At 68.7% G+C, this 16,940-nt stretch carries 18 protein-coding genes; 9 read left to right on the forward strand and 9 right to left on the reverse strand.

Annotated features, from left to right (window positions below):
* Positions 1-10 precede the first annotated feature (10 nt).
* The 4 genes from ACFVXG_RS11610 to ACFVXG_RS11625 form a co-directional block, all read right to left on the reverse strand.
* The gene (locus tag ACFVXG_RS11610; protein WP_387926552.1) at positions 11-223 is read right to left on the reverse strand and encodes a hypothetical protein; all 213 of its coding nucleotides are present in this window, start codon (positions 221-223) and stop codon (positions 11-13) included.
* Complete coding sequence (locus ACFVXG_RS11615; RefSeq protein WP_387926554.1) at positions 220-1,206, reverse strand: DUF2637 domain-containing protein; 987 nt, start codon at positions 1,204-1,206, stop codon at positions 220-222. Before ACFVXG_RS11615 ends, ACFVXG_RS11610 begins: the two co-directional genes overlap by 4 nt.
* Before the next feature lie 94 nt (positions 1,207-1,300).
* Complete coding sequence (locus tag ACFVXG_RS11620) at positions 1,301-1,693, reverse strand: WhiB family transcriptional regulator (protein WP_387926556.1); 393 nt, start codon at positions 1,691-1,693, stop codon at positions 1,301-1,303.
* Complete coding sequence (locus ACFVXG_RS11625; protein ID WP_387926557.1) at positions 1,693-1,959, reverse strand: hypothetical protein; 267 nt, start codon at positions 1,957-1,959, stop codon at positions 1,693-1,695. Before ACFVXG_RS11625 ends, ACFVXG_RS11620 begins: the two co-directional genes overlap by 1 nt.
* 872 nt (positions 1,960-2,831) lie before the next feature.
* Here ACFVXG_RS11625 and ACFVXG_RS11630 point away from each other — a divergent pair.
* Positions 2,832-3,587, forward strand: coding sequence for a GntR family transcriptional regulator (locus tag ACFVXG_RS11630; protein WP_387926558.1), 756 nt, complete (start codon positions 2,832-2,834; stop codon positions 3,585-3,587).
* A complete protein-coding gene (locus tag ACFVXG_RS11635) occupies positions 3,584-4,123 on the forward strand; it encodes a GNAT family N-acetyltransferase (RefSeq protein WP_387926560.1) in 540 nt (179 codons plus the stop codon). The genes ACFVXG_RS11630 and ACFVXG_RS11635 overlap by 4 nt, the downstream gene beginning before the upstream one ends.
* A 251-nt stretch (positions 4,124-4,374) precedes the next feature.
* Here ACFVXG_RS11635 and ACFVXG_RS11640 read toward each other — a convergent pair whose 3' ends face one another.
* From ACFVXG_RS11640 to ACFVXG_RS11650, 3 genes are all read right to left on the reverse strand, one after another.
* The gene (locus ACFVXG_RS11640; protein ID WP_387926561.1) at positions 4,375-5,493 is read right to left on the reverse strand and encodes a tyrosine-type recombinase/integrase; all 1,119 of its coding nucleotides are present in this window, start codon (positions 5,491-5,493) and stop codon (positions 4,375-4,377) included.
* Between the two features lie 320 nt (positions 5,494-5,813).
* Positions 5,814-6,197 carry a hypothetical protein gene (locus ACFVXG_RS11645; RefSeq protein WP_387926563.1) on the reverse strand — a complete coding sequence of 128 codons (384 nt, stop codon included), beginning with the start codon at positions 6,195-6,197 and terminating at the stop codon, positions 5,814-5,816.
* Between the two features lie 273 nt (positions 6,198-6,470).
* Positions 6,471-7,088: a helix-turn-helix domain-containing protein gene (locus ACFVXG_RS11650; RefSeq protein WP_387926565.1), complete on the reverse strand. Its 618-nt coding sequence runs from the start codon at positions 7,086-7,088 to the stop codon at positions 6,471-6,473.
* A 287-nt stretch (positions 7,089-7,375) separates the two neighbouring features.
* Here ACFVXG_RS11650 and ACFVXG_RS11655 point away from each other — a divergent pair, with 287 nt between their 5' ends.
* Together ACFVXG_RS11655 and ACFVXG_RS11660 are read left to right on the forward strand one after the other, a co-directional pair.
* Entirely contained in the window at positions 7,376-7,546 is a 171-nt protein-coding gene (locus ACFVXG_RS11655; RefSeq protein WP_387926567.1) for a helix-turn-helix transcriptional regulator, read from the forward strand.
* Between the two features lie 365 nt (positions 7,547-7,911).
* Positions 7,912-8,133 (forward strand): hypothetical protein, encoded by a 222-nt coding sequence (locus ACFVXG_RS11660; protein ID WP_387926569.1) that lies wholly within the window; start codon positions 7,912-7,914, stop codon positions 8,131-8,133.
* 467 nt (positions 8,134-8,600) lie between these two features.
* Here the strand turns inward: ACFVXG_RS11660 and ACFVXG_RS11665 are convergent, their stop codons facing one another.
* Both ACFVXG_RS11665 and ACFVXG_RS11670 read right to left on the reverse strand, forming a co-directional pair.
* A complete protein-coding gene (locus ACFVXG_RS11665) occupies positions 8,601-9,635 on the reverse strand; it encodes a C40 family peptidase (RefSeq protein WP_387926570.1) in 1,035 nt (344 codons plus the stop codon).
* Between the two features lie 644 nt (positions 9,636-10,279).
* Positions 10,280-10,723 carry an XRE family transcriptional regulator gene (locus ACFVXG_RS11670; protein WP_387926572.1) on the reverse strand — a complete coding sequence of 148 codons (444 nt, stop codon included), beginning with the start codon at positions 10,721-10,723 and terminating at the stop codon, positions 10,280-10,282.
* A 306-nt stretch (positions 10,724-11,029) separates the two neighbouring features.
* On the opposite strand from ACFVXG_RS11670, the gene ACFVXG_RS11675 reads away from it, so the two are divergent.
* Genes ACFVXG_RS11675 through ACFVXG_RS11695 form a run of 5 tightly spaced genes read left to right on the forward strand, consistent with a single transcriptional unit; the run spans position 11,030 to position 16,939 of the window.
* Positions 11,030-11,347 (forward strand): hypothetical protein, encoded by a 318-nt coding sequence (locus ACFVXG_RS11675; RefSeq protein ID WP_387926573.1) that lies wholly within the window; start codon positions 11,030-11,032, stop codon positions 11,345-11,347.
* A 7-nt stretch (positions 11,348-11,354) separates the two neighbouring features.
* Positions 11,355-12,104: a hypothetical protein gene (locus ACFVXG_RS11680; protein ID WP_387926575.1), complete on the forward strand. Its 750-nt coding sequence runs from the start codon at positions 11,355-11,357 to the stop codon at positions 12,102-12,104.
* Between the two features lie 34 nt (positions 12,105-12,138).
* Positions 12,139-13,911, forward strand: coding sequence for a hypothetical protein (locus ACFVXG_RS11685; RefSeq protein ID WP_387926577.1), 1,773 nt, complete (start codon positions 12,139-12,141; stop codon positions 13,909-13,911).
* Positions 13,908-15,446, forward strand: a complete 1,539-nt coding sequence (locus ACFVXG_RS11690) for an SCO6880 family protein (RefSeq protein ID WP_387926579.1) — start codon at positions 13,908-13,910, stop codon at positions 15,444-15,446. The genes ACFVXG_RS11685 and ACFVXG_RS11690 overlap by 4 nt, the downstream gene beginning before the upstream one ends.
* Complete coding sequence (locus ACFVXG_RS11695) at positions 15,446-16,939, forward strand: VirB4 family type IV secretion system protein (RefSeq protein ID WP_387927133.1); 1,494 nt, start codon at positions 15,446-15,448, stop codon at positions 16,937-16,939. Before ACFVXG_RS11690 ends, ACFVXG_RS11695 begins: the two co-directional genes overlap by 1 nt.
* The last annotated feature ends 1 nt before the right edge of the window (position 16,940 follow it).

Raw genomic sequence — 16,940 nt, forward strand, 5'->3', positions numbered from 1 at the left:
CCGTTCGGAGTCAGCGGGTCTGCTGGATCAGGGAGGCGAGCAGCTCGGGCCGGCTGGTGGAGCCGAGCGAGGCGCCGGTGGCGGTGAACAGGTGCCACCAGCGGACGGTGCCGTCGTCGTTGCTGGTCTGGGCGCAGGTGAAGCCGTGGAACGGGAAGACGTCGATGACGCGGGTCTGCTCGAACTCCGGCTGCGGGGCCGGGATGTGGTCGGCGGTGGTCACGATGCCTGCTCCTCGACGTCGGCGGGGGTGGTCTCTTCGGTGGTGGCGGGGACGGCGTGCAGGGCCGGACGCTCCGGACCGGCGGCGCGCAGTTCCTTGTAGCGGGCTGCGACCCAGCCGCCCGACCAGCCGGTCAGGTCGACCGCCCGGCGCTGCGGGACGCCCGCCGTCACGCATTCCTGGATCTTCATCCGGGCCTGGTCCTCGGGCAGCTGCTCATCAGCGGCCGGGGCGGTGAGGAGTTCCTGCCTCAGCCGCTCGATCTCGCGCCCGGCGGCCTGCTCACGCTCGCGCTCACGGCGCTCACGCTCGCTCACCTCGCGCTCACGGCGTTCACGCTCGGCCCGCTCGGCATCGTCCCGGCGGGCCCGCTCGTCCCGCTGTTCGCGGGCCATGCGCTCCTCGTGCTCACGCTGCTTGTCGGCCATCCGCTCGTCGTGCTCACGGCGCTCACGCTCGGCCTGCCGGGCACGGTCGTACTCGGCTTGCCGGTCCGCGCGTTCCTGCTGCCGGCGCTCCTCCTGGCGGCGGTCGCGCTCGGCCCGCTCATCGCGCTCACGGGCCGCTCGCGCGGCCAACGCGGCGGCGATCGCGCGCCGGTAGGCGAGGGAGGTCTCCGCCGTGACGATCAGCAGCAGCGGCGCCACCGCGTGGACCGCCACCCCGACCTTGTCGCGGTCCAGGGCGGACTGACCCACGTTGAGCAGCACCGTCATGGCACCGGTCATCCAGCGCAGCACGACCGGCCAGCGGCCGCCGTCGCCGTCGAGGCGGGCGAGCGTGCTGTCCATGCGGACCACGATCACCACCGCCGCGTCCACGACCAGCGGCAGGATCGGCGCCGTCCACCCCCAGTCCTTCGGGGTGTGGTGGGACATCAGCGGGGTCACCGTGAGCACGCTGTAGAGAACCGCGCCCAGCGTGATCGTCCACGTGCCGACCGCCAGCGCCTTCTCGGCCGAGCGGATCTGTTCCTGGCTCATCGGCACCCTCACCACGACCACCTCCGGGCGAGCGGAGAGGTCGCCGTGAGCGGGCCGTGAGCGGACGTGAGCATCGTGAGCGCGGGTCCGGCCGTCACGCGGCACCTCCGAGGGCGCGGCGCGTACGGGCGGCGGCCCGGAGGCGGCGCTGGTGCAGCGCGTCCCGCTCGGCGGCGGTCAGCCCGCCGAGGATGCCGTGCTTCTCGTGGCGCTTGAGCGCGCCGTCGAGGCACATCAGCCGGACCGGGCAGCCGGCGCAGATCATCTTGGCGCGCCGCTCGGCCCACCAGGCCGCCGCGGTCACCTCCTCCGTGACCTCGGCATCCTCGTCGGGCCCCGGGTGGAACAGGTCGGGGTCGGTGCCGGCGCAGGCCGCGCCCGGCAGGGCGCCGTCCGGGGCCGGCCGGTACTCGGCGAGCCGGGTGGCCAGCGGGAGGGCGCTCCGGTGCGGGACGCGGGTGCCGGTGAGGTACAGGCGGCGAATCATCAGGCGGCCGCCTTCCAGGTCAGCACCCAGCGGCGCTCGGCCGTGCGCATCAGGGCGGACGCGAACCGGGCCGCCGGGGCGGGCAAGTCCCGGAGGATCTCCCGCGCGGCGTCGAGCCGGGCCCGCCGGTCCTCGGCGGAGGTGTCGGTAGTGCCGTCGAACAGCTCGGTGTCGACGCCGAAGCCGAAGTCGGCGCCGGTACCGAAGGCCAGTTCCGCGAACTCCTCGGGGGTTGCGGCCTTGTGGCCTGCAACAATCAGTTTCATGGGTTCACCTCGTCCAATCGGGGGGTGAGCCCGCAGGGCCGCCGCGCGAACCTTGGCCGGGAGCGCGGCGGCCCGCCTTACGCGGGCCCAGCCACTCGTCGAGTCACGAGCAGCCGCGGAACCCGACGCGAACCGCAGCCGTTCAGGACGGCCGGCGCGCGCCGGGGACCGTGATCGCTGGTGAAGCGATCGGAAGCGGTGAGCCCCGCCCGCTGTCAGCGGCGGGGCTGGATACAGATCTGGGGCATGCCCATGGGGCTCCTCAGGTCAAAGCCCCTGGTGGGGCTGCTTGTTGGGGTTTCCCGTCCTACGGGAATCAGGTCTTTCGGGCCTGGTCCGGTGCCTCTCTCTGCTCAGCACCAGCAGGGCGGCGCACCCCAGAAAGGGGTGCTGCGTGGCTCGCTGCCGCCGGCGACATCACCCGGTCGCCGCGGGGGCGGTCTTCTCATATCCGCCACGTGCGTTGGGACTCCGCTGCATCTCCCCACGCCCCGAAGGGGCGGCATGCCACTGCGTAGGGGGAGAGCACGTGTCGCGGTGGTTCAACTCCCCGGCGGGCCTGAGCCCCCTAGGTGCCTTCCGCGACCGCCGCCCTCGCGTCGGTCCCGCACGATCACTGTTCAGTTCTCAAGGAACTGCGCTTCCCTGGCCGACCCTGACGAGCCAGCTTCCGGGCGCATTTGTCCAGCTCAGAGCAGCCCAAAGAAGGGCCCCTCTCGCATCATCCGGATTGTCCGGACAATGCTGCCGGTGAAGAGATTGGCACGCTCGGCTACGTGTGGTCAAGCACATCGTCCGCATTGACTGGACAATGCGTCTTGAGCTGCGGTTTCATGGTTCACATGTCAGCGATGCGATCTGGGCGAGCGCCCATGTACCAGCAGATCCGCGACGCACTGAGGCAACAGATCGCGGATGGAACGCTCTCGGCCGGCGCGCAGCTGCCGACCGAAGCAGCCCTCACGGCGCAGTACGGCGTTGGCCGAGCCACGGTGCGCCAGGCGCTGGGCGAGTTGGTCAACGAAGGCCTGGTCGTGCCGCAGCGGCCCCGGGGCTACTTCGTGAAAGAGCGCAGGCCAATGGTCTTTCGGCCGCAGGCTGAGTTCCGCAAGCGCCCGTACTCGGCAGAGATGGACGCCTTCGTCACGGAACACTCGGCGGATGGGCGGGAGCCGCGTCAGCTCATCGAGGTGGCCATCGTGGAGCCCACCCCGGACATCGCGAAGCGCCTGCACCTGGAGCCGGGGGAGCTCGCCGCGGTACGCCGCCGAATCCGCTGGCTCGATGGCGAGCCGTTCAACGTGAACGACAGTTACTTCCCGCTGGACCTAGTCCGAGATTCCGAGATCATGCGCCCCGAGGACATCACTCGGGGTGCCAACGAAGTGCTGGCCGAGCTGGGATATCGGCAGGTCCGGGCACTCGATGAGTTGTACGTGCGGATGCCGACCCCGGACGAGGCTGACCGTCTTGAACTGGGTCCCGGGACTCCCGTCGCATACCACGTCTGCACCGGGTACACGGCTGACGCCCGGCCTGTGCGCGTCGCGGTGAGCGTGCTGCCGGGTGACCGGCACGTCATCTCGTACGAGCGGCAGTGGGAGCAGCCGCAGGACGGTGCCGAATGACCGGGCTGGAGATGAGCGCGGCCAGGCCGGACGAACTTCCCCTGGTGGAAGGCTTGTTGATCGGCGCGGGAGAGTGGCTCGCGTCGCTCGGAAGCGACCAGTGGCAGTTCCCGCCGCGCCGTGCTCGACTGCTCGAATCGATGGGGCGTGGGGAGTGCTTCCTCGCCTTCCAGGACGGTCGGCCGGTTGGCACACTGACCGTGGACGAGCAGGCCGACCCGGAGTTCTGGCGCGCCGACGACGCCCCGGAGACGGCTCTGTACGTGCACCGGATGGCCATCGCCCGGGACATGGCCGGCCAGGCCGTGGGTGCTCGGATGCTGGACTGGGCCGCGGCTCGGGCGGTGGCTGCGAGGAAGTCGAAGCTCAGACTCGACGCGTGGAAGACGAATCCGGCGCTCCACCGGTACTACCTGGGGCAGGGCTTCACTCTGGTGCGGACCGTAGACCTACCTCACCGACAGTCAGGCGCTCTCTTCGAGCGAGACGTCAGCATGGCGGCTCCTGGGCAAGCTGTAGGGCCTGTGAAGACGTGATGCTGACATCGCTTCCTGACATCAACGCGATTGGACGCCGACACATTTGCCCGTCCCGGTGAACACTCGGCCCTGGCGCGCGAGATGCGTTCGGGCCGGTCCCCGATGAGGGCGCTTGATCTTGTAAAGCGGGGGTCGTCGGTTCGAACCCGACAGGGGGCTCCACAACTCGCATACGTGGCAGGGAAGTTGAGGGCCGACCCCGGAAGGGTGTCGGCCCTCAACGGTTCCCAGCACACATTCAGCACACATCAGGCTGCGGCGGCCAGATCACCGGCCTCCAGGGCCGCCAGCTGCTCGGCCAGCTCCCGGGCCTTGCGCGCCGCCTTCTCGGCCTTCTTCCTGGCCTTCTCCAGCGCCTTGGTGCGCTGCGCGTCGAGCCGGTCGGAGACCTCGTCCAAGCGGTCCGGCCAGAGGTGACCGTACGTGTCCAAGGTCAGCGTCGCGGTCTTGTGCCCGAGCATCGTCTGGACCACCTTGACGTCGGCTCCACTGGCAATCGCCAGCGAGGCGGCAGTGTGCCGGAGTTTGTGCAGGGTGATTCCCAGTTCGCCGAGTCCGGCCGTGATGAGCGCGCCCTTGAAGTGCCTCCGCATGAAGTTTCGGATCATCAAGACGCCACCACGCGGTGCGACGAAGAGATATTCTTCCGACTTTCGCCCGGCGGTAATCTTGGCCAGCTCGGCGACGAGAAACGCGGGGATGGGGACAGACCTTCGTTCGTGGTTCTTGGGGCTGTCCTCCAGGTACAGCTTCCCCTTATCCGACCCCCATGTCTGCGCAATCCTGACGCGCCTAGTTTTCAGATCGACATGCTTGATCTGAATCGCCGTCGCCTCACCCCAGCGAACTCCGGTATAGGCCAGGAAGAGAATAAGGGTCCGGTATTCGCCGCAGGCTTCCGCAAGCGCTTCCACTTGAACGTCTGTTAGGTAGACGTGTTCGGCAGGGGTGTACCGGGGGAGTGGTACACCGATGGCGGCGTTATGCGTGATCTTCTTCGTCCGGACCGCATAGCCGAGGACGCCCTTGAGGACAACCCAGATTTTCCGGATGGTCGCCGCGCTCAGCGGGGAGCCGGAGGCGACCGAATCCGACATGATGGTGCCCAGCCAGGTCACGATGTCTTCGTGCTGCACATCGGCAACTGCGGTGGTACCCCAGCGGGGAATCACGTGGAGGTCGAGGACGCCCCGATAGCGGCTTCGGGTCGACCGGCGGATGTCGACCTTGGAGGCGAACCAGCTCTCCGCGATCTCGGCCACCTTGGTGCGGCCGGCTTTCGGGTCTCGGTACGTTCCGAGGCCGAGGGTGCTCTCGATTTCGGTTCGCTTGGATTCGGCGTCGATCTTCCTGAGGAAGGTCAACATCCGGGGCTTCCCGCTCGGGTCGTACCAGCGAACCCGGAATCGACCGGGGGGCTTGCGCCCAGTCGGCTTTGCCTTCGCGGCAGCCGTCTTGTAGGCGGCGTGGTTAATGCGGTCTTCTATCCATACGCGGGACATGAATCACCTGGATCTGCCTTGTAATGTTCATGGTCATATCCATTCCTTCTTTCTGCCCGTTCGAGTACGCGACTTCTGTCGCATTTCGGGTTGCATGGTCTATCAGTGGTCCGGACACTGCGCAGGCGGTGACGACGGCGCGGTGTGCCAGGGGGAGGGCCGGAGGGCGGGTGCTGTGCCGGAGATCAGGCCGGTCGAGGGACCGGCCTGATGCCGAGCGCCGGGTTGCTGGGCAAGTGCCCGTGGCGGACGGCGTGTTCCAGGGACCGCTTGAGCGCGGCGAGGACGCTGTTGATGGTGGCGGCGCCCAGTTGGTCTTCGGCGTGCAGTGCCGACATCAGGCGCTCGACGTCCGCCCGCGTGATCGTGATGGCAAGCCGGCGTCCAAGGCGCGGCAGCACGTGCCTGTCGAGTGGTCGGCGGTTCGGGAACTTCGGTGCCCCAGGCCGGGGAGAGCGCACCGGCAGGGAGGACCAGCGGTCGACAAGATCGCCAAGCGTCAGCGGCGCCCGGCCGCGGTCGATGTCGACGCGCACCGCTGCCGCGAGGTGTGCGGTCGGCAGGCTCAAGCTGTGGAGCGTGCCCGCATCGTCGCGCCAGCGGACGCGGTAGCGGGCGGGAGGGGTGCGGCCAGCCGCACGAGCGCGTGCAGCGGCCGGCAGGTAGTCCGCGTGCCTACCGCGGTCCTCGATCCGAGCGTGAAGCATGGTGTTCTGCCAATCTTTGATGAGTGCATGCCATAAAGCTTCCTCTTCTCTGCCCGTACGGGTGCGGGACCGGTTGGCCGCGCAATCGGGTTCGCTGAACTGGCGTCGTGCCGAACGCCTGGTGGTGCAGTGGCCCTACTCCGGGCCGGCTTCGCCCGGGTTGATCAAATCCGCGATCTCCTCCGGGCTTGCTCCCGACTGAACCGCAGCATTGATCTTCGCCAAGGTCGCCGCCATCTCCGAGTTGAAGGCGGCGGTCATCGCGGCGGCCCGGTCCTGGAGGACCGAGCTGGTGAAGTCGGCGAGGGCCTGCTGGCTGTCGCCAGCCGGCCTCCGCTGGATGGCCGTCGAGTAGAACTGTCTGGAGTCGCCCTGGGGCAACGCCTTCTGCCCACAGAACCACTCCACCAGCAACTCGCCGTCGCTGACCGCTACTTCGGGGGTCAGCAGGATCGTCGTGCCGGGCTCGGCCTCATCTGGAAGGCCCAGCAGATGTACCGGCGAGATGTCCAGCACCACTGCGAGGGCCACGACTTCGTCGATCGACAGCTCGCGCCGCCGCACGCCGTTCGCGTCGCGCCGACCCGTCTCGATGTTGGCCAGGACGGAGGACGTCAACTTCGTCGCGCCAGCATCGTGGCAGGCGGTCGCAAGTTGCTTCATGGTCCACCCGCGCCGATTCCGGGCCTCCTTCACCCGAAGAGCTACCGCGTCGCTCACCGACAGGGTCGGCGGGACCGAGTCGCTCGACATCTGGCCTCCTTGCTTGTCGTATCGGCGACTCTACTCATCGTCTCTCGATTGCGCAATCGACAACTGCGCGGCACGTGCTGCGTGTCGATTCGACAGATCCTCTCTGCTGAGGCGGGACGGGTCGAGCCTGGTGGGCCATGATTGTCGAAACGACAAGTTTGGATGTCGTATTGACAATGGCGGCCGCGTTGTCCGATGCTCATCTCGGTTGTCCAAACGACAAGTGAAGTTGTCGAAATGACATATGGACGGGATGTGAGCGCATGAGTGCGGACAGGTTGTGGACCTTGAAGGAACTCGCGGAGTTCCTGGGCGTGCCGACGCAGACGATCTACCAGATGAACTGGAAGGGCACCGGACCGCGGAGCTACAAGGTCGGGCGGTGCAGGCGGTACTCCGAGCAAGACGTGATGCAGTGGCTGGAAGGCCGCTCCTCCGACGCGGGGAGCCGGCGATGAAGCGACAGCACTGTACGAGCCGTCGCCCGTGGTGGTCCGTGGATGACGCGGCGATGTACCTCGGGATCACGAGCACACACCTGCGGGACCTGGCCGCCATCGGCACCGGCCCCAGGTACACCGAGAGCACTGACGGCCTGCGGCATTACCGGCCGTCCGACGTCAGGCTCTGGGCTTCGGCGGGCCTGGTGCGCGACAGCTGCGGATGGAACAGGGACGCCCGATGACGAGATGGCGTGCCCGCCCGTCTGCTTGCGGCCCAGCCGGCCCAGCGGGATGCCCGAGCCCGCCCCGGCCACCGTGACCGGAACTGCTCCTCCCGACACACCGGCGCCGAAGCCACCCCTAGCACCGCAGGAGTCACTTTGAACAACATCACCCACGACCGCTACGCCGCGCAGCCTCCCACCACCTGGATAGGCCGGCACTGGATGGCGACGACCAGGGACGGCTCCGGCCAGTACCTGCGCGGATTGATCATCGACGTGCGCCCCGGCGGTGTGCAGGTCCAGTGGCCGCGTTCGGACGGCCATCCAGACCGCGCCGAGTGGACCACCACCGACAGGGGGACGCTCGCCAGGGACTGAGCAGAGAAGGCCGGGGGCCTCACCGTGATTGGTGAGGCCCCCGGCCTTCTTCTGTTCTAGCGCGGACCGTTGGCGTGGGCGTCGCCTGGGTAGAGTTCGGGCTCGGTCGGATCGATACCCCATCGGGAGCACCGATCAACTGGCAAGATCATGAACGCGAGCTTCGGATCGCCGTGGAAGGCGAACCACTCGTGTCCCCATCGGACCGCAGCGCGTCGTGTCCGCTCTCGACGTACGATGCCGCGCTCAACGTCGTGCACCAGCCAGTCACGGTGCCCAGCAAGCGCGCGGAGTAGCCGGCGAAGCCGGATCAGCATGGGGCCCTCCGGGGCGCGATAAGTTGCATGTCAGATCCTAGTTCGCTGGAGTGCGTCCCCGGCCCGCGGCCTTGTCCAGGGCCCTGCGGGCGCCGCACAACGCAGGCTCGCGGGCTGGCGAGAGGGCGCGGCCCACCGCGAGGACCCACGTCAGGACGACACGATTCGGCGGAAGGCGACCGCCTGCTTGTCCCAGTATCCGCCAGTGAAGTTCGTGATCTGAATATTTTTTCCTGTCCGTGGAGCGTCCAGGACGAGGTTCGACCCGAGGTACATCCCGACGTGTCCGGGGGAGGTCGGGGTGCCGTCCGTCCCGGCGAGGAAGATCAGGTCGCCCGGCTTGAGCTGCGAAGCGGCGTAGACCGGTGTCCCGTCGAAGACCTGCTCGAACGTGGTTCGGTGGATCGTGATGCCGGCGGCCTCGTAGGCGCGCAGCATCAGGCCGGAGCAGTCGTAGCTCGGATCGCCGGTTCCGCCCCACTGGTAGGGCATGCCCAGCTTCGAGATGCCGAACTTGATCGCGGTGACGACCTGGACGGGTGTTCCGGCGGGGAGGGAGAAACCGGCGGGGAGGCTGGTGGCCTCCGTCGTCGTCTGACCGTCGCCGTTGCCCTGCGAGCAGCCCGTGGCGTTCCCGCTGTAGGTGGCCACCAGCTGCTGGGCGGTGCTCTCCCACTTCGCGTAGGCGGAGGGGAACGCGCTGGCCTGGACCCGTTGGGCGGCCACGGTGACCGGCAGGGTCTCCCAGCCCGGAACCTTGACGAGGGCGGCGTAGAACTTGGTCGCGGAGTAGACGGGGTCCATGATCTGTGCAGGCGAGCCCCACCCCTGCGACGGGCGCTGCTGGAACAACCCGACCGAGTCCAGGTCGCCGGAGCTGAGGTTCCGCAGTGTCGACTCCTGCAAGGCGGTCGCGATTGCGACCACTGCGGCCTGCGGCGGCAGCTGGAGCTGGACCGAGACCTGGTAGATGATCTGGCCGTTGTTGATCTGTTCCGTGGTCAGCTGCTGTCCGTCCGCGGTGATCTGTCCTGGTGCCACGGGCTTGAAACAGCCCAGCCCGCCGTTCGCGGCGGAGACGGCCGGGGTGGCGGCGGCGGTTCCTCCGCCGGAGAGCGCGACGCCAAGGACCACCCCGAAGGGCGCCAGGACGCCCGCGAGAGCCAGATGGGCTGCCTTCTTCACGTGCCACCTCTGCGGCCGTCGACGCAGAGCAGCGCACGGCCGTTTCACATCAGCTAATGGGATTCGTCCGAACCATAGGCTGACGTGGTGCACTCTGGTCAACTAGAGTGAGCGTGATCAATGCCACTGATTAGCCAGAGTGAAGTCAGTTGGGCGTGCCTCGCCCATGAAGGTTCTTGAGGGGGCCCTGCTGTCGCGAGATGGTCGCGGTACACGTGCTGGCAGTGGCTCAGGCGCCGGGGCGGCCGAACAGGTGCTGGAGAGCGGCGGGCCTCAGATCCGGGAAAGCCAGGCGAAGGGCTGCTTCGGCGACTCCCTCCGCCCCGGCCGCGTGGAGCCGGATGTCCGCCGTTGCAAGCGGGCGCCGCCTCGGAGGCACTCCGGCCGATTTCGGCGGAGCGGCTGCCGCTGGCGACTGCTGGGACGGCTGCGAAGGGGCGCCGCGGTCCAGCTGTCGGTTGCCGCAGAGCTGCGACGCGCTCATGAAGATGCCTCCCTGGTCGGGAGGCAGTCCTTGGAGCGGGCGACGGTAGTCGGCCGGTCACTCCTCCCGGCTCGCAGAACTGTATGCGACCGAACACCGGGAGTGTGCCGACTATGTGAATTTGTGATGATTGAGTGGGCGGGGTGGCGTGTGGGCCTCGTCACTCGGGTGCGGCGCTGGCGTCGGGCAGACCCTCCATTGACCGCGCCGATTGGATCATGGCGGCGATGGCCGCCATGCTGCGCTCCGAGAGGCCGTCCATGTCGAGCACCATCCGCCGGATCGACGCGCTCCGCAGTGCGCCTGCGAGGCGTAGCTGCTCGTCGGTCCGCTTTGCCGTCTCTTCCTCGTAGAAGTAGAGCGGGGAGACGCCGAAGAAGTCCGCAATTGCCATGAGGCGACTGTGTGTTGGGTCGGTCCGCTTGCCCTTGCGCAGCTGCCACAGATAGGTGGCACCGAGGACCTGGTGGCCCGCCTTCGCGTTGATCGCCTGGGCGACCTCCGGGTTGGTGTACGGCCCCCGGTCGGCGGGGTGCACCGTCTCGAATAGGTGGTTCAACCGGTTCGCGATTGGTCCGGCCTCGGCAGATTCTTCGACTGGCATGACGCGCGTAGCACTCCTTGCTGCTGACTGGGTCTCATCGTTGCGCACAGTGACGCCGATTAGCCACCGTAAACAGAGAGTGGCCGGGTGAGCCTAGTCACATTCACTTTGGTTGACGCGCGGGGCTTGCGGATGTTTATCGTTTGCTCACAGCCCATTAGCCAAAGTGAATCGCACTGACTCCACGTGCTGAACCAAGGTGAAGGCTGCTCATTCGCCTCCCCGTGCCCGACAGCAGGGGCGGCTCCTTCTGACCAGGACAGATCCTGCGGGATCGCTGGCACGTCTGCCTTCCGGGAGCCCGGTATGTCCCTCACCCTGCAAGCCGTTCACCACCTTGCAGACGCCCACTACCTCGCGGATATCCAGAACCCCGCGCCGGCCGACCCGACCAACGGCAGCAAGGGCGCGAACCTCTTGCTCAGCTACGCGAAGTGGGGCGCGCTGATCGCGTGCGCCGTCGCCGCTGTGGTCTCCGGGGGCCTGATGGGCATAGGCCACCTCTCCAACCGGCCTGACAGCGCCGAGAAGGGGAAGCGCTCCTTGGTCTGGTCCTTGGGTGGTGTCATCGTGACCGCGTGCGCGATCCCGGTGGTTAACACCGTGTTCGGCGCTGCGGCCTAGGCACGCCATGAACCAGTTCCTCGACCACCGCCCCCGCCGCCGGATTCTGCCGCTCCTCCTCCTCGGTGTCGTTGGCCTGCTTGCCTTCGTTGCCATCGGGGTTGCCATCGAGTCCGCCAGCGAGCCCCGCGGGCCCAAGGTGTTCACGCCGCCGGCCGCCATCCCTCCACCGGGTTCGGTCACCGGCGTGGACTCCACCGGATCGCCCGCCCCTGGCTTGACCGGCCCGCTCCAGCTCGTTCGCGGAGAGCGCCTCGTCAACGGGGTTCAGTTGGGCTATCCACATTCCACGGTAGGCGCTGTTTCGGCGGCGGTCGAGTACTGGCGCCAGCTCGGCTCCACCCTTGAGTCCGACCGTGCCGCGGCCGTCGCCCGACTCGTCGCCGTCGACTCCTGGTCCGACGCTGCGGACGCCCTTGCAAAGGGTCCGGTCGCCACCCGCAAGGGGCTCGGCCTGCCGCAGAGCGGCCAGCTGCCGTCCGGGACCTCCGTGGTCCTGTCACCCATCGAGTACCAGGTGCGCTCGGTCGGCTCCGACAACATCCAGGTCCTGCTGCTGGCCACGTACACCACCAGCGTGCCCGGCGCCGGGATGCAGACCCGCATGGGCGTCTATCCGCTCGACCTCACCTGGTCCGCGAACGACTGGCGCATCCCGGCCCCCTCGGGCAACTCCACCACCGACTACACCAGCCTCGTCGCCGAGCCGGGCAGCCCCCAAGCCTCGGCGAAGGGCTGGCAGGAACTGAAGCGATAACCATGGTTGCCACCAGTACCACCAGGGGGACCGCATGGCTTGCGGCCTGACAAGTCCCCTCGACTGCGTTCCCGGCATCGGCGACACCGTCCTGGGCGGCCTCGCGGGCGACGCCGCCAGCAAGGTGGCAGGTAGCGCGTGGGAGTCGATCTGCAAGAGCTTCGCCGACGCCGCGACTGACCTGCTCAAGTCCTTCGCCAACAGCTTCGTCAAGATCCCGCCGGTCGACCTCTCCAGCAACGGGATACGCAGCGTCTACGCGATATCTCTCGGCATCGCCGGCCTCGTGGCCTGTCTGCTGGTCATCGTCCAGGTCATCCGTACGGTGATCACCCATGACGGCCGCCCGCTGGCCACCGCCGCCGTAGGTATCGGCAAGGCGGTGCTCGCGTTCATGCTCACGCTGATCGTCGCCTCCACCGCGCTGATGGCGAGAGACGAGCTGACCAAGTACATCGTCGACAACACGCTCGGCGGGGAGAAGGCCCTCAGCGACAAGATCGCCAAACTGGTCTCCTACACGCCGGGCACCGCGGCCTCGCTCCTGCTGATCATCGCCATCATCGGCATCCTGCTGACGCTGGTGCTCTGGTTCGAACTGCTGCTGTGCAACGCCGCGATAGCCACACTGGTCGCCACCTCGCCGATCAGCGCGGCAGGCCAGGTGTCCGACTCCACCAAGACCTGGTGGTCCAAGCTGGTCTCGTCCACCGTCCAGCTGATCATCCTCAAGCCCGTCATCGCGCTCGTCTTCGCCCTCGGCTTCAACGTCGCGGGCGACTCCAAGGACATCCAGACGACCCTGTCGGGGATGCTCATCCTGCTGCTCGCGGCCCTCGCCTGGCCGGCCATCGCGCGCTTCTTCACCTTCGCATCGGTGCAGGTCGGCGGCGGCTCCGGTCTCGCCGCCCTGCTCGGCTTCGCCGGAGGCCGGCTGAGCGCCCCAGGAGGTTCTCCGACCGGTGCCTCCCCGGACTCCTTCGGCCAGGAGAGCGCCAGCCGGACGATGAGCAACTTCGCCAGCAAGGGTGGCAGCGGCGCTGCCGCAGGGGGAGCCTCCGGTGGTGCCGGAGGTGCAGCAGCCGGTGGTGCCGGAGGCGCGGCGGCCGGAGGAGCCGGTGCGGCGGCGGGCCCCATCGGGATGATCGCCGTCGCAGGGGTCAAGGCCGCGCAGCAGGCCGTCAACAGCCTGGCCAGCGGCATGGAGAAGATGGCCGGCCACGCTGGTGTGCAGGGGGCGAATCCCTACGCGGCGCAGCCCGCCGGCTACGTCAACCGTCACGCGGGAACCCCGCTGCCGACCGGTGACCAGATGGTTCCCGGCCAGCCGGAGCCGGACTGGTCGGGCCAGCACGGGCCCCAGGAGGAGCAGGTTCAGCCGGCCAGTCCGCAGGCCGACCACCAGCAGGCACTCCAGGACTCCACCCCAGACCTGCCGGTCGCCCCTGCTGGCCGAAGCGACCCTCCCACGATCGAGATGCCCCCAGTGCCCTCAGGCCCGCCCACCGGCGCCTCGGCAGCGCAGGTGCCCCTGGCCGGGTCCGCACCCGGCGGTGGTGCCGCGCCGGTTCCCGCCCCGGGAACCTCCCCGAGCGGCAGCCCGGCCGGTGCGCCCGCTCCTTCTGCGGCAGCGGCATCCGAGGGCCAAGCGCCGAGCACCGCGGCCCGGCCGGTCTCAGGGGCCGCGCTCAGCGCGACCCAGCCACCTCCTGGCCCCCCGGCCGAAGCAACTCCGGTCGAGAGCCCTTCCAGGCCGCCTGCCAAGTCCATCCGCACTGACCGCTCCGAAGGAAAGGACAACTCATGAGCACCGAAGTTGCCCGCACCCGTACGTACTTCGGGTGGCAGCAAGAGCGCGTGGCCTTCCTCTTCGGCCTCTCCACCCAACGCGCCGCCATGCTCGGTGGCGCAGTCCTCGCGCTCATCTGGCCGTTCGCCATCTCCTACCTCCGGGCGGGCCTCGTGACCTGGCCCCTGTCCTTTGTCCTTTTCCTTCTCGCGTTCATCCGGGTCGCCGGACGCACCGTCGACGAGTGGCTGGTGGCCTTCGTGTCCTTCGAAATCCTCCGCTTCCGCGGGCAGAATCGTTTCCTCTCCGGTGCCTTCGCACCGCGCTCCGGTACGGACGAGCCGAAGCTGGACCTTCCCGGCATCCTCGCCCCGCTGGCGATCCTCGAAGCGGACGGGGGCGGCGGCGCCCCGATCGCCGTGATCCACCACCAGCTCGACCGCACGTACACCGCGGTCGCCCGGGTTCGCTTCCCCGGCATCGGCCTCGTCGACTCCGCACGCAGGGACCAGCGGGTGGCGAGCTGGGGCGAACTGCTCAACTCCCAGTGCACCGAGGGAAATCCCGTGATCCGAATCCAGGCCCTCCAGCGCCTGGTCCCGGAATCCGGCGCAGCCCTCCAGCGCTGGCACACCGATCACGTCGCCACCGAAGCGCCCACCGTGGCCGTCGACATCACCAAGTCGCTGCTGTCCACCGCCACCTTGGCCACCAGCCAGCGCGAGGCGTACCTGGCGATCACGATGGACGCCGCCCGCGCCGCCGGGCCCATCAAGGCCGCTGGCGGAGGTAGCGCGGGAGCCGCCGCCGTCCTGGTCCGCAACCTCAGGGCCATGACGTCCTCGATCGCCTCCGCCGACCTCCAGGTGGAGAGCTGGCTCAACCCCCGGGAGCTGGCCGAGACCCTGCGGACCGCCTTTGACCCGGACGCCGGCCGGATGCTCGCAGAACGACGCGCGACGGCCACCGCAGCCACGATTCGCGGACACAAGGCCCCCTTCGAAGCCGGAGTGGACCCGGCGGCGGCAGGCCCGTCCGCTGCCGAGAGCTGGCGAGGCCGGTACGAGCACGACGGCGCGGTGTCCGTCACCTTCTCTGTCCACAGCTGGCCGAAGAACAAGGTGTACAGCACCGCCCTCGCCCCGCTGCTGGGAGAAGGCAAGTACCGCCGGTCGCTCAACCTGCACATCGAGCCGCGCAGCCCCCGCGCCGCCGAGCGCGAGGTCATGCAGGAACGCACCGCCCGCGAGGTCGCCGTCAGCATGCGGCACAAGACGGGCCAGATCATCCCGGAGCACGAGAAGCAGGCACTTCGCCAGGCCGAGGTCCAGGACGCCGAACGCGCCGCCGGCCACGGCCTGGTCCGCTACACCGCTTACTGCACCGTCACCGTCACCAACCCCGCCGACCTCGAAGACGCCTGCGCCGAGCTGCTCGCCGACGCCAACAACGGCCGGATCGAACTCCAGCGCATGTGGATGGCCCAGGACGTTGGCTTCGCGCTCGGCGCGCTGCCGGTCGGCATGGGCCTGCCCAAGAAGCGGGTGGCGTGATGATCTTCCGTCGACGTGGCACCGACCTGCCCGTGCTCGACCTGACCGACGTGCTCGGCCGCCCGGCCCCGGTCGCGACGAAGCCCGTGAAGCAGAAGGCGCCCAAGCAGCGCCGCGAGCCGGTCGCACCCCGGCGCGGGCACGCCCGCCCCTTCGGCGGGCGGGCGCCGAGGATGCCGCAGGTGCCGGTGTACCGCGGCTCCACCGGCCAGGTGCAGGGCCTCTACCCCTGGCTGTACGGGGCATCCATGCCCCCGGCTGGCGCCTACATGGGCGTCGACTGCCTGTCCGGCGGCGCCTTCTCCTGCCACCCGATCGAGTGGCTCCACCGCGGCCTGATCACAAATCCTAATTTGCTGATCACCGGCGTCCCCGGCACCGGCAAGAGCGCCACGATCAAGTCCCTGGTGACCCGCCTGGCCGCCTACGGCGTCCGATCGTTCATCTTGGGCGACATCAAGAACGAGTACGCCGGGCTGGCCCGCGCGTTCGGCGTCGAGCCGGTCGAACTCGGCCCCGGGCTGCGGAATCGGCTCAACCCACTGGACAGCGGACCGCTCGGCACCAACCTGCCGTCCGACCCGGAGGAGCTGCGCGAGCGCCTGGACGAGGTCCACCGTCGTCGGATCACCCTGCTCTCCTCCCTGCTGGTCATGCGGCTCGGCCGCAACCTCACGCCGACCGAGGAAGCCGCGCTCTCCCTCGCCATCCAGCACGCCTCCGGACAGGCAGCTGGCGCGAGCCACCTCGCCGACCCGACCATCCCCCAGGTGTGGGCCCTGCTGCGCGACCCGCTGCCCGAGATGGCCCAGGACCTGCGCGTCCGCGACGCCGACGTGACCGAGCTGCGGGAGATGATCCGCCCGGCCGCCGACGCGCTCGGAAACATGGTCCGCGGCTCCCTCAGCGGGTTGTTCGACGGGCCAACCACCGTACGGCCCGACTTCGACGCGCCGATTCAGACCGTCGACCTGTCGAGGATCGACGGCCGAGGCGACGAGACCGTGGCCATGACCCTCGCCTGCGTGAGTACTTGGGGCCAAGCCGCCATTGACGAACCGGGTGGACCTGTGCGCCTGGTCGTGCGCGATGAGCTGTGGCGCGCGATGCGCGTGCCGGCGATGATCCGCAAGTTGGACTCGGACCTGCGGCTTTCGCGCGCCCAGGGAACGATCCAGGTTTTGAGTACTCATCGCTTGTCGGATTTCGAGGCGGTCGGCGCCCAGGGCAGCGAAGAAGTCAGCATCGCCCGCAACTTGATCTCCAGCTGCGACGTACGGATCTGCCTGCGCCAGGACACCGCGCCCCTGGCGATGACGCGCGACGTGATCGGCCTGACCGACACCGAGTGCGCGCACATCGCGTCATGGAGCGGTGAACAGATCGGCCGAGCGATCTGGAAGGTCGGCCGAACCTCTAGCCACGTGGTCCAGACCATCCTCAGCCCGATCGAGCGCCAGCTGTACTACACGAACGAGCGGATGGCTGTGTGAG

Origin of the sequence: Kitasatospora sp. NPDC058162 (assembly GCF_042884005.1) — a bacterium.
GTDB lineage: Bacteria > Actinomycetota > Actinomycetes > Streptomycetales > Streptomycetaceae > Kitasatospora.

Coding starts and splice junctions, on each gene's coding strand:
- ACFVXG_RS11670 (WP_387926572.1), bottom strand. CDS start 10,723: ATGCCAGTCGAAGAATCTGCCGAGGCCGGACCAATCGCGAACCGGTTG.
- ACFVXG_RS11640 (WP_387926561.1), bottom strand. CDS start 5,493: ATGTTGACCTTCCTCAGGAAGATCGACGCCGAATCCAAGCGAACCGAA.
- ACFVXG_RS11675 (WP_387926573.1), top strand. CDS start 11,030: ATGTCCCTCACCCTGCAAGCCGTTCACCACCTTGCAGACGCCCACTAC.
- ACFVXG_RS11680 (WP_387926575.1), top strand. CDS start 11,355: ATGAACCAGTTCCTCGACCACCGCCCCCGCCGCCGGATTCTGCCGCTC.
- ACFVXG_RS11690 (WP_387926579.1), top strand. CDS start 13,908: ATGAGCACCGAAGTTGCCCGCACCCGTACGTACTTCGGGTGGCAGCAA.
- ACFVXG_RS11685 (WP_387926577.1), top strand. CDS start 12,139: ATGGCTTGCGGCCTGACAAGTCCCCTCGACTGCGTTCCCGGCATCGGC.
- ACFVXG_RS11625 (WP_387926557.1), bottom strand. CDS start 1,959: ATGAAACTGATTGTTGCAGGCCACAAGGCCGCAACCCCCGAGGAGTTC.
- ACFVXG_RS11695 (WP_387927133.1), top strand. CDS start 15,446: ATGATCTTCCGTCGACGTGGCACCGACCTGCCCGTGCTCGACCTGACC.
- ACFVXG_RS11615 (WP_387926554.1), bottom strand. CDS start 1,206: ATGAGCCAGGAACAGATCCGCTCGGCCGAGAAGGCGCTGGCGGTCGGC.
- ACFVXG_RS11620 (WP_387926556.1), bottom strand. CDS start 1,693: ATGATTCGCCGCCTGTACCTCACCGGCACCCGCGTCCCGCACCGGAGC.
- ACFVXG_RS11630 (WP_387926558.1), top strand. CDS start 2,832: ATGTACCAGCAGATCCGCGACGCACTGAGGCAACAGATCGCGGATGGA.
- ACFVXG_RS11650 (WP_387926565.1), bottom strand. CDS start 7,088: ATGTCGAGCGACTCGGTCCCGCCGACCCTGTCGGTGAGCGACGCGGTA.
- ACFVXG_RS11635 (WP_387926560.1), top strand. CDS start 3,584: ATGACCGGGCTGGAGATGAGCGCGGCCAGGCCGGACGAACTTCCCCTG.